Below are 12,038 nucleotides of genomic sequence, written 5' to 3' on the forward strand. Positions count from 1 at the left end.
TGACGGGGTTGTTCGTGGTTTCAGAACCAACACAGTGGACGCGAGCAACTGAGGACAAGCCCTCGGCCTATTAGTACCAGTCACCTCCACCCGTTACCGGGCTTCCAGATCTGGCCTATCAACCCAGTCGTCTACTGGGAGCCTTAACCCCTCAAAGGGGGTGGGAATACTCATCTCGAAGCAGGCTTCCCGCTTAGATGCTTTCAGCGGTTATCCTTTCCGAACGTAGCCAACCAGCCATGCCCTTGGCAGGACAACTGGCACACCAGAGGTTCGTCCGTCCCGGTCCTCTCGTACTAGGGACAGCCCTTCTCAATATTCCTACGCGCACAGAGGATAGGGACCGAACTGTCTCACGACGTTCTAAACCCAGCTCGCGTACCGCTTTAATGGGCGAACAGCCCAACCCTTGGGACCGACTCCAGCCCCAGGATGCGACGAGCCGACATCGAGGTGCCAAACCATCCCGTCGATATGGACTCTTGGGGAAGATCAGCCTGTTATCCCCGGGGTACCTTTTATCCGTTGAGCGACGGCGCTTCCACAAGCCACCGCCGGGTCACTAGTCCCGACTTTCGTCCCTGCTCGACCCGTCGGTCTCACAGTCAAGCTCCCTTGTGCACTTACACTCAACACCTGATTACCAACCAGGCTGAGGGAACCTTTGGGCGCCTCCGTTACTCTTTGGGAGGCAACCGCCCCAGTTAAACTACCCATCAGACACTGTCCCTGATCCGGATCACGGACCGAGGTTAGACATCCAGCACGACCAGAGTGGTATTTCAACGGCGACTCCACGAACACTGGCGTGCCCGCTTCAAAGTCTCCCACCTATCCTACACAAGCCGAACCGAACACCAATATCAAACTATAGTAAAGGTCCCGGGGTCTTTCCGTCCTTCTGCGCGAAACGAGCATCTTTACTCGTAGTGCAATTTCACCGGGCCTATGGTTGAGACAGTCGAGAAGTCGTTACGCCATTCGTGCAGGTCGGAACTTACCCGACAAGGAATTTCGCTACCTTAGGATGGTTATAGTTACCACCGCCGTTTACTGGCGCTTAAGTTCTCAGCTTCGCACACCCGAAAGTGCACTAACCGGTCCCCTTAACGTTCCAGCACCGGGCAGGCGTCAGTCCGTATACATCGCCTTACGGCTTCGCACGGACCTGTGTTTTTAGTAAACAGTCGCTTCTCGCTGGTCTCTGCGGCCACCCCCAGCTCAGACAGTAAATGTCATCACCGGTGATGGCCCCCCTTCTCCCGAAGTTACGGGGGCATTTTGCCGAGTTCCTTAACCATAGTTCACCCGAACGCCTCGGTATTCTCTACCTGACCACCTGAGTCGGTTTAGAGTACGGGCCGCCATGAAACTCGCTAGAGGCTTTTCTCGACAGCATAGGATCATCCACTTCACCACAATCGGCTCGGCATCAGGTCTCAGCCTTAATGTGCGACGGATTTACCTATCACACGGCCTACACCCTTACCCCGGGACAACCACCGCCCGGGCTGGACTACCTTCCTGCGTCACCCCATCACTCACCTACTACCACCTTGGGTCAGCGGCTCCACCACTCCCCTCAACTCCGAAGAGATCAGGGCGGCTTCACGGCCTTAGCATTAATGGGCTCGATGTTTGACGCTTCACAGCGGGTACCGGAATATCAACCGGTTATCCATCGACTACGCCTGTCGGCCTCGCCTTAGGTCCCGACTTACCCTGGGCAGATCAGCTTGACCCAGGAACCCTTAGTCAATCGGCGCACACGTTTCTCACGTATGTATCGCTACTCATGCCTGCATTCTCACTCGTGAACCGTCCACCACTGCCTTCCGGCGCAGCTTCACCCGGCACACGACGCTCCCCTACCCATCCACACAGGCGTTGGCCCTATATGTGTGAATGACACGACTTCGGCGGTACGCTTGAGCCCCGCTACATTGTCGGCGCGGAATCACTAGACCAGTGAGCTATTACGCACTCTTTCAAGGGTGGCTGCTTCTAAGCCAACCTCCTGGTTGTCTGTGCGACTCCACATCCTTTCCCACTTAGCGTACGCTTAGGGGCCTTAGTCGATGCTCTGGGCTGTTTCCCTCTCGACCATGGAGCTTATCCCCCACAGTCTCACTGCCGTGCTCTCACTTACCGGCATTCGGAGTTTGGCTAAGGTCAGTAACCCGGTAGGGCCCATCGCCTATCCAGTGCTCTACCTCCGGCAAGAAACACACGACGCTGCACCTAAATGCATTTCGGGGAGAACCAGCTATCACGGAGTTTGATTGGCCTTTCACCCCTAACCACAGGTCATCCCCCAGGTTTTCAACCCTGGTGGGTTCGGTCCTCCACGACCTCTTACAGCCGCTTCAACCTGCCCATGGCTAGATCACTCCGCTTCGGGTCTTGAGCGCGCTACTAAACCGCCCTATTCGGACTCGCTTTCGCTACGGCTTCCCCACACGGGTTAACCTCGCAACACACCGCAAACTCGCAGGCTCATTCTTCAAAAGGCACGCAGTCACGACGTACAGCACAAGTGCTGCACGCGACGCTCCCACGGCTTGTAGGCACACGGTTTCAGGTACTATTTCACTCCGCTCCCGCGGTACTTTTCACCATTCCCTCACGGTACTATCCGCTATCGGTCACCAGGGAATATTTAGGCTTAACGGGTGGTCCCGCCAGATTCACACGGGATTTCTCGGGCCCCGTGCTACTTGGGTGTCTCTCAAACGAGCCGCTGATGTTTCGACTACGGGGGTCTTACCCTCTACGCCGGACCTTTCGCATGTCCTTCGCCTACATCAACGGTTTCTGACTCGTCTCACAGCCGGCAGACTGTGAAAGAGAGATCCCACAACCCCGCATACGCAACCCCTGCCGGGTCTCACACGTATACGGTTTGGCCTCATCCGGTTTCGCTCGCCACTACTCCCGGAATCACGGTTGTTTTCTCTTCCTGCGGGTACTGAGATGTTTCACTTCCCCGCGTTCCCTCCACACTGCCTATGTGTTCAGCAGCGGGTGACAGCCCATGACGACTGCCGGGTTTCCCCATTCGGAAACCCCCGGATCAAAGCCTGGTTGACGACTCCCCGGGGACTATCGTGGCCTCCCACGTCCTTCATCGGTTCCTGGTGCCAAGGCATCCACCGTGCGCCCTTAAAAACTTGGCCACAGATGCTCGCGTCCACTGTGCAGTTCTCAAACAACGACCAACCACCCATCACCCCACCAGCAAAACCAGTGAGTGTACTGGGGTCGGCATTGAGGTCAGGAACAAGTCCGTACCCTCAGATACCCAACAGCGTGCCCGACCAGTCCCGCCCGAAGATCATGCTTTCCACGCCCTAAAGAGCAGTACTTACAAGCCTCCGGCCCGAGAACCAGGCCGAGTAGTCAACGTTCCACCCATGAGCTACCACCGTCGATCGTTTGCCGACGTAGTGGCCTCTGAACCAGGCAAGCCTGGCTTAGAAGTGCTCCTTAGAAAGGAGGTGATCCAGCCGCACCTTCCGGTACGGCTACCTTGTTACGACTTCGTCCCAATCGCCAGTCCCACCTTCGACAGCTCCCTCCCACAAGGGGTTGGGCCACCGGCTTCGGGTGTTACCGACTTTCGTGACGTGACGGGCGGTGTGTACAAGGCCCGGGAACGTATTCACCGCAGCAATGCTGATCTGCGATTACTAGCAACTCCGACTTCATGGGGTCGAGTTGCAGACCCCAATCCGAACTGAGACAGGCTTTTTGAGATTCGCTCCGCCTCGCGGCTTCGCAGCTCATTGTACCTGCCATTGTAGCACGTGTGCAGCCCAAGACATAAGGGGCATGATGACTTGACGTCGTCCCCACCTTCCTCCGAGTTGACCCCGGCAGTCTCCTGTGAGTCCCCATCACCCCGAAGGGCATGCTGGCAACACAGAACAAGGGTTGCGCTCGTTGCGGGACTTAACCCAACATCTCACGACACGAGCTGACGACAGCCATGCACCACCTGTATACCGACCACAAGGGGGGCACCATCTCTGATGCTTTCCGGTATATGTCAAGCCTTGGTAAGGTTCTTCGCGTTGCGTCGAATTAAGCCACATGCTCCGCTGCTTGTGCGGGCCCCCGTCAATTCCTTTGAGTTTTAGCCTTGCGGCCGTACTCCCCAGGCGGGGAACTTAATGCGTTAGCTGCGGCACCGACGACGTGGAATGTCGCCAACACCTAGTTCCCACCGTTTACGGCGTGGACTACCAGGGTATCTAATCCTGTTCGCTCCCCACGCTTTCGCTCCTCAGCGTCAGTAATGGCCCAGAGATCCGCCTTCGCCACCGGTGTTCCTCCTGATATCTGCGCATTTCACCGCTACACCAGGAATTCCGATCTCCCCTACCACACTCTAGCCTGCCCGTATCGACTGCAGACCCGGGGTTAAGCCCCGGGCTTTCACAACCGACGTGACAAGCCGCCTACGAGCTCTTTACGCCCAATAATTCCGGACAACGCTTGCGCCCTACGTATTACCGCGGCTGCTGGCACGTAGTTAGCCGGCGCTTCTTCTGCAGGTACCGTCACTTTCGCTTCTTCCCTGCTGAAAGAGGTTTACAACCCGAAGGCCGTCATCCCTCACGCGGCGTCGCTGCATCAGGCTTTCGCCCATTGTGCAATATTCCCCACTGCTGCCTCCCGTAGGAGTCTGGGCCGTGTCTCAGTCCCAGTGTGGCCGGTCGCCCTCTCAGGCCGGCTACCCGTCGTCGCCTTGGTGAGCTTCTACCTCACCAACAAGCTGATAGGCCGCGGGCTCATCCTGCACCGCCGGAGCTTTCAACACACTCAGATGCCTGAGCGTGTGTTATCCGGTATTAGACCCCGTTTCCAGGGCTTGTCCCAGAGTGCAGGGCAGATTGCCCACGTGTTACTCACCCGTTCGCCACTAATCCCCACCGAAGTGGTTCATCGTTCGACTTGCATGTGTTAAGCACGCCGCCAGCGTTCGTCCTGAGCCAGGATCAAACTCTCCGTGAATGTTTTCCCGTAATCGGGATGAACACCACGAGAGCGGAACGGTCGGGAGGAATAATCCCGTCCGTTCACAGCGTCCTCGCTGTGTCGCCTGCACGGACAGTGCCGTACAGGACTTTTTCAAAGGAACCTCAACTCACCGAAGCGAGTCGGGGTATCAACATATCTGGCGTTGACTTTTGGCACGCTGTTGAGTTCTCAAGGAACGGACGCTTCCTTTGTACTCACCCTCTCGGGCTTTCCTCCGGGCGCTTCCCTTCGGTGTTTCTTTTGTTCTTGCGTTTCCGACTCTATCAGACTCTTTCGTGTCCGATTTCCTCGGTGCCTTTCCGGTTCCCGCTCCGGCCTTTCGGCTTTCGCGTTTCCCTTTCCGGCGGTTCCGACTCTATCAGATCCTTTCGGGCCTGATTCCCGGTCAGCGGGGGTTGTCTTCCCGGCTGTTGGGCCGTTCCGACGTCTCAAACTCTAGCGGGTTTTCCCGGCGACTCATAATCGAGCCTTGGAATGAATTCGGGCATGCCGAATGCGTTCCGTTGGGAGGTTGTGCCGAGTTTGGTTTGCCGCTCGATCAGCGGCGGGAGTGCTGCCGCAGAACCGTTACGGCTCCGTGGCAACCCGAAGAACCTTACGGGTCGGGCGGATGACTGTCAACCCCCCACCCTGCGACTCTCAGTCGAGGTCGTTGAGGCGTCCGCCGGCGTCCGGCTGGGCGTGCTCCACCCGGCGCAGCAGACGGGTCAGCAGCGCGTCCAGGACGCCCCGCTCGTCGTCGGAGAGGTCCTGGAGGAGGTCCTCCTCGAAGACCGTGGCGAGGCGCATCGCCTCCAGCCACTTCTCGCGGCCCTCCGCGGTCAGCTCCACGATGACGCGGACGCGGTTGGTCTCGTCGCGGTCGCGGGTGACCAGGCCCTCCCCCACCATGCGGTCGATGCGGTGGGTCATGGCCGCGGGCGTGAGCCCGAGACGCTTGGCCAGGTCACCGGGGCCCATTTGGTACGGGGCGCCGGAGAGGACGAGGGCCTTGAGGACCTCCCACTCGGCGTTGCTGATGCCCAGGGTCGCGGTCTGGCGGCCGTACGCCACGTTCATGCGGCGGTTCAGGCGGCCGAGGGCCGAGACGATCTTCTCGACCTGGGGGTCGAGGTCCTGGAACTCGCGCTGGTACGCGGCGATCTGCTCTTCAAGTGTCGGCTCACTTGGGCCGGGGGTGTCACCCATGGCCCGCAGTATGGCATGCCCCCACTTGGCATCGAAGTCCTTCGGTGTGTACTGTTTAGATCCTAACTTTAGCTTCGAAGTCTTCACTTCTAACTCCTAAGGCAGGTGAAAGTGACCAGGGCGATGGACGCAGCGATGCGTCGCATTCAGGCAGGCAGCGCGCTGAGCGCGTTCGGCATCGGGTTCACGGTTCCGTTCCTCTACGTCTACGTGGCGCAGGTGCGGGATCTTGGTGCCAGTACGGCGGGCATCGTGCTCGCCGCCTTCGCCATGGCCGCTCTGATCGTCCTGCCCATCACCGGCCGCGTCATCGACCGGCGCGGCCCCCTCCCCGTACTCGTGGGCGCGGCGGTCGTCGCCTCCGTGGGCGCGGTCGCGCTCGGCGTCGCCGCCAGTGAGACGACGGCGATCCTCGCCGCCGCCCTGCTCGGTGCGGGCACCGCTGTCATGCAGCCGGCGCTCGCGACGATGATCGTCTGGTCGTCGACGCCGGCGACCCGCACGCGGTCCTTCGCGATGCAGTTCTTCCTGCAGAACCTCGGCCTCGGCATCGGTGGCCTCATCGGCGGCCAGATCGTCGACGAGCACCGGCCGAGCAGCTTCACCCTGCTGTTCTCCATCGAGTCCGTGATGTTCCTGGTGCTCGCGGCGATCGCGCTGACCGTGCGGCTGCCGCACGCGCCGTCCATCCATGACGCCATGCCCAAGGACGCCTCCGCCCCGCGGGGCGGGATGCGCGCGCTCCTGAAGCACAAGGCCATGGTGCAGCTGTGCGTCCTCGGCTTCGTGCTCTTCTTCGCCTGCTACGGGCAGTTCGAATCGGGTCTGTCGGCGTACGGCGTGGAGGCCGCGGGCATCTCGCCGTCGACGCTCGGCATCGCGCTCGCCGCCAACACGGCGATGATCGTGCTCGCCCAGTTCGCGGTCCTGAAGTTCGTCGAGCGGCGCAAGCGGTCCCGCGTGATCGCCTCCGTCGGTCTGATCTGGGCCTTCGCGTGGATCCTCGCGGGGTACGCGGGTCTCGGGCACGGCAGCCAGGCGATGGCCACCGCCGCGTTCGTCTCCACCTACGCCCTGTTCGGGCTCGGTGAGGCGATGCTGTCGCCGACCGTCGCACCGCTGGTCGCGGATCTGGCGCCGGGCGGCATGGTCGGGCAGTACAACTCGGCCTTCGCCCTGGTGAAGCAGTTGGCTCTCGCGGTCGGTCCCGCCGTGGGCGGGCCGATGGGGGCCGCGCTGCACGCCCCGTACATCGTGACCTTCGTACTGTTCTCGCTGGGCATCACGGTGCTCGCGGTGCGGATGGGGCGGCAGCTCACTCCGGTGCAGAACCAGCCGTCGCTGGCCAAGAGCCAGGTGGTGGCGCAGGGCGGTCCGGCCACCGCGGAACCCGCCGCGGCGAACGCGTAACCGCTGTGCGGCCGCCGCGCGCGGTCGCTACTTGGGCAGCGCGAACTCGCACCAGACGGCCTTGCCGCCGCCCGGTGTGCGGCGCGAGCCCCAGTTCGACGCGATCGTGGCGACGATGGCGATGCCGCGTCCCGCCTCGTCGGCCGGTTCGGCGCGGCGGCGGCGCGGCAGGTGGTCGTCGCCGTCGGTCACCTCGATGATCAGGCGGCGGTCGGTGCGGCGCAGGCGCAGCCGCATCGGCGGGGTGCCGTGCTGGAGGGAGTTGGCGACCAGCTCGCTGGCGGCCAGGACGCCCAGGTCGTGCAGGTCCGGGGAGAAGCGCCAGCTGGCGAGGACGCCGGTGGCGAAGGCACGCGCGCGTGGCGCCGCCTCGATGCCGCCGAGCAGCTCCAGGGCGGCGTTTCTGAACAGCTCGGCGTCCGAGCCGGTGCGGGCCGGGTGCTGGAGGACGAGGACCGCCACGTCGTCGTCGTGGTCGGCCGTCACGCCGAGGGCGCGGATCAGACGGTCGCAGACCACCTGGGGCGTGCCGGTGGCGCCGGCCAGGGCGCGCTCCAGGGAGGCGACTCCTTCGTCGATGTCCTCGCTGCGCCGCTCGACGAGGCCGTCCGTGTAGAGGACGGCGGTCGATCCGGGGCCGAGCGGCATGGAGCCCGAGGTGTGCAGCCAGCCGCCGGTGCCGAGCGGTGGCCCGGTGGGTTCCTCGGCGCGGTGGATGGTGCCGTTCTCGTCGCGTACGAGGATGGGCAGGTGCCCCGCGGAGGCGTAGACGAGGCTTCCCTCGCTCGGGTCGTGCACGGCGTAGACGCAGGTGGCGATCTGGCTGGCGTCGATCTCGGAGGCGAGGCCGTCCAGGAGCTGCAGCACCTCGTGCGGGGGCAGGTCGAGGCGGGCGTAGGCGCGCACGGCCGTGCGGAGCTGGCCCATGACGGCCGCGGCGCGGACGCCCCGGCCCATCACGTCGCCGATGACGAGGGCGGTGCGGCCGCCGCCGAGGGTGATCACGTCGTACCAGTCGCCGCCGACCGCGGCCTCGGTGCCGCCCGGCTGGTAGGTGGCGGCGATGCGCAGGTCGTCGGGCTGCTCCAGCTCCTGGGGGAGCAGGGACTTCTGGAGGGTGACGGCCGTCTCGCGCTGGGCGCGCTCGCTGGCGCGCAGCCGCTCGGCGGCCTCGGCGTGGTCGGTGACGTCGGCGGCGAAGACCAGGACGCCGCCGCCTTCCTCGGGGCCCGCCGCGGAGCCGCCCAGGGGGAGCGTCACGGGCGTGCAGGTGAAGGTGTACGAGCGGCCGCCGGGGGCCTTGCGGGACTTGACGGTACGGGGCTTCGCGCTCCGCAGGACCTGGTCCAGGAGCGGCAGCAGGCCCAGCTCTTCCAGCTCGGGCAGCGCCACGCGCGCGGGCTCGCCGATGGGGCGGGGGCCGAACGCGGCGACGTACGCGTCGTTGACGTGGGCGATGCGGTGGTCGGCGCCGTGCACGAGGGCGACGAGGGCCGGGATGCGGTCGAGCACCTCGCGGACGGGCAGTCGGTCGATGGTGTCGGCGGGCGCGGGGAGGGCTCCGTCGGTGAGCCGCTCGGCGCGGGCCGCGGGGACGGAGCCGTCTCCTCGGGGTGCCGTGGCGATCGCCTGTTCGGTCCGCGCTGCTGCGCGGCGCTGCGTTCCGGGGAGCCGGGCGCTCCAGCGCGTGAAGTTCACTGCGGTAGGCCTCGTGGTGTCGCTTCTGGATCGGGAACACAGCATGTCGAGGGCGGACGTCCCAGGTGTCGGCCTTGCGGCCGGACCATGGTCACACGGACAGTCTCGCCGACCGGACTGACATCCGTGGGTCCGGACGGACATCCGTCAGACGTGGGTCCCGCGCGGGGAGTTCCTGACTCCGGTCAGGAGGACTCCTTCGGGCGCTCGCGACCGGCCGCCAGTTCGAACTCCGCACGGGGGTGCTCAAGCGATCCGAGGGAGACGATCTCGCGTTTGAAGAGCCCGGAGAGGGTCCATTCGGCGAGCACACGGGACTTGCGGTTGACGGTCGGCACTCTGCTCAAGTGGTAGACGCGGTGCATGAACCAGGCAGGGTAGCCCTTCAGCTTGCGTCCGTAGACGTGTGCGACGCCTTTGTGCAGTCCCAGGGACGCGACGGAGCCGACGTATTTGTGGCGGTACTCCTGGAGAGGACGCTCGCGCAGGGTCGCCACGATGTTGTCGCCGAGGACCTTGGCCTGGCGAACCGCGTGCTGGGCGTTGGGCGCGCACTCCTTGCCGGGCTCGTCCGCGGTGACGTCGGGGACGGCGGCCGCGTCTCCCGCCGCCCACGCGTGCGTGGCGCCCTCGACGGACAGCTGCGGGGTGCACTTGAGGCGGCCGCGTTCGTTCAGCGGCAGGTCGGAGGCGGCGAGGACGGGGTGCGGTTTGACGCCCGCCGTCCATACGACGGTGCGGGTGGGGAAGCGGGCGCCGTCGCTCAGGACGGCGACGCGGTCCTCGCAGGAGTCGAGGCGGGTCTCCAGGCGTACGTCGATATTGCGCCGCCGCAGTTCGCGCACGGTGTACTTGCCCATCTCCTCGCCGACCTCGGGCAGGATCCGCCCCGTGGCCTCGACGAGGATCCACTTCATGTCCTCGGCCTTGATGTTGTGGTAGTACCGCGCGGCGTAGCGCGCCATGTCCTCCAGCTCGCCGAGCGCCTCCACGCCCGCGTACCCGCCGCCTACGAAGACGTACGTCAGGGCGGCGTCGCGGATCGCGGGGTCACGGGTGGACGAGGCGATGTCCATCTGTTCGATGACGTGGTTGCGCAGGCCGATGGCCTCTTCGACGGTCTTGAAGCCGATGGCGTACTCGGCGAGGCCGGGGACGGGCAGCGTGCGCGAGATGGAGCCGGGGGCGAGGACCAGTTCGTCGTAGGCGATGGCGACGGGCCCGGTGCCCTCCTCCTCGGTGGCGAGCGTGGTGAAGGTCGCGGTCCGCTTGGCGTGCTCGACCGACTCGACCTCGCCGATGACGATGCGGCACTTGTCGAGGACGCGGCGCAGCGGTACGACGACGTGGCGCGGCGAGATGTTGCCGGCCGCCGCTTCGGGCAGGAACGGCTGATACGTCATATACGGCTCGGGAGTGATCACCACGATCTCGGTCTCACCCCGCTTGAGCTCCGCCTTCAGCTTCCGCTGGAGCCGCAGCGCGGTGTACATACCGACGTAGCCGCCGCCGACGACGAGAATGCGCACAGGTTCCTTCACCATCCCATGACGCACCCGGCCACAGAGTTTGTCCACAGGCCCGGCAATTTGTATGACCGGTCGTGGTGCGCCGCGGGCGCCCGGCGGATTGCGCCGGAGCACGGTAGACGCGCAGGTCAGCGGGGGCGAGGGGGGTATGCGGCCGGGGTGCGATTAGGCCTGAAACGGTGCGTACTCCGATCGGGGGGCGCTCCGTGCGGAACCCACCCCTTCTGAATTGACTCAGGCTCAACTATGTTCGTGGGACGTCGGGGTGTCGGGGGATGCGCTCGTCGAGCCGAGTTTCCGGGCTCGCGGAAGGGCACGCTCCCTACACGCCGGTTGCCAATGGCGGGGAGTGTCTCCGGGGGGAGACGTCATTACCGGGGGAACGTGTATGAGCATTCAGGAGACCCACTGGACTTCCGCGGCCGTGTCGGCATCAGCCGTCGGCCTCAGCGGGAACGGACGTGACATGGGGGAAGGAGCGCGCACGACACCACTGCGTGTCGACGCACAGCGCAATCTCGAACATGTACTTCGCGCGGCACGCGAGGTCTTCGGCGAGCTGGGTTACGGCGCGCCGATGGAGGACGTGGCGCGCCGCGCGCGGGTCGGTGTCGGCACCGTCTACCGCCGCTTCCCGAGCAAGGACGTGCTGGTCCGGCGCATAGCCGAGGAGGAGACCTCCCGGCTGACCGACCAGGCGCGTGCCGCGCTCGGGCAGGAGGACGAGCCGTGGTCGGCGCTCTCGCGCTTCCTACGGACGTCCGTGGCCTCGGGCGCGGGGCGGCTGCTGCCGCCGCAGGTGCTGCGGGTGAGCGTCGAGGACGGCGTGGCCCAGGAGGACGAGGCGAGGGTGCCGCAGCAGCGCCAGCCCGCCCCGGACTCTCCCGAGCTGCGCCTCGTGGAACAGCGCCAGGCACCGGCCGAGGAGTCGGCGCCGGTCGGTGAGGACGCGGGGACGGCGACGCTCCTCGATGTCGTCGGCCGGCTCGTGGAGCGTGCCCGGGCGGCGGGCGAGCTGCGTCCGGACGTGACCGTCTCGGACGTGCTCCTGGTGATAGCGACGGCGGCGCCCTCGCTGCCGGACGCGGCGCAGCAGGCGGCGGCCTCGTCGCGGCTGCTCGACATCCTGCTCGAGGGGCTGCGGTCGCGACCCTCGTAACGGGCACGGCC

5 protein-coding genes and 2 rRNA genes are annotated in these 12,038 nt (G+C 64.7%); 2 read left to right on the forward strand and 5 right to left on the reverse strand.

All coding sequences use genetic code 11. The annotated features are described in order from the left end of the window. Positions 1–50: 50 nt before the first annotated feature. The 3 genes from DMA15_RS17305 to DMA15_RS17320 form a co-directional block, all read right to left on the reverse strand. Positions 51–3,176: ribosomal RNA gene (locus DMA15_RS17305) — 23S ribosomal RNA — on the reverse strand. Positions 3,177–3,490: 314 nt separating this feature from the next. After that, positions 3,491–5,016, reverse strand: a 16S ribosomal RNA gene (locus DMA15_RS17310). The 16S and 23S rRNA genes sit together here, the layout of an rRNA operon. Before the next feature lie 666 nt (positions 5,017–5,682). Continuing rightward, positions 5,683–6,231 (reverse strand): MarR family transcriptional regulator, encoded by a 549-nt coding sequence (locus DMA15_RS17320; RefSeq protein WP_125513721.1) that lies wholly within the window; start codon positions 6,229–6,231, stop codon positions 5,683–5,685. Between the two features lie 123 nt (positions 6,232–6,354). Between DMA15_RS17320 and DMA15_RS17325 the strand changes: the two genes are divergently transcribed. Continuing rightward, complete coding sequence (locus tag DMA15_RS17325) at positions 6,355–7,641, forward strand: MFS transporter (protein ID WP_125513722.1); 1,287 nt, start codon at positions 6,355–6,357, stop codon at positions 7,639–7,641. A gap of 27 nt (positions 7,642–7,668) precedes the next feature. Here the strand turns inward: DMA15_RS17325 and DMA15_RS17330 are convergent, their stop codons facing one another. Continuing rightward, the gene (locus DMA15_RS17330; protein WP_125513723.1) at positions 7,669–9,339 is read right to left on the reverse strand and encodes an ATP-binding SpoIIE family protein phosphatase; all 1,671 of its coding nucleotides are present in this window, start codon (positions 9,337–9,339) and stop codon (positions 7,669–7,671) included. A 185-nt stretch (positions 9,340–9,524) separates the two neighbouring features. After that, positions 9,525–10,883 carry an NAD(P)/FAD-dependent oxidoreductase gene (locus DMA15_RS17335; protein ID WP_125513724.1) on the reverse strand — a complete coding sequence of 453 codons (1,359 nt, stop codon included), beginning with the start codon at positions 10,881–10,883 and terminating at the stop codon, positions 9,525–9,527. Between the two features lie 373 nt (positions 10,884–11,256). Between DMA15_RS17335 and DMA15_RS17340 the strand changes: the two genes are divergently transcribed. Continuing rightward, positions 11,257–12,027 carry a TetR/AcrR family transcriptional regulator gene (locus DMA15_RS17340; RefSeq protein ID WP_125513725.1) on the forward strand — a complete coding sequence of 257 codons (771 nt, stop codon included), beginning with the start codon at positions 11,257–11,259 and terminating at the stop codon, positions 12,025–12,027. Positions 12,028–12,038 lie beyond the last annotated feature (11 nt).

Source organism: Streptomyces sp. WAC 01529 (assembly GCF_003945545.1).
GTDB lineage: Bacteria > Actinomycetota > Actinomycetes > Streptomycetales > Streptomycetaceae > Streptomyces > Streptomyces anatolicus.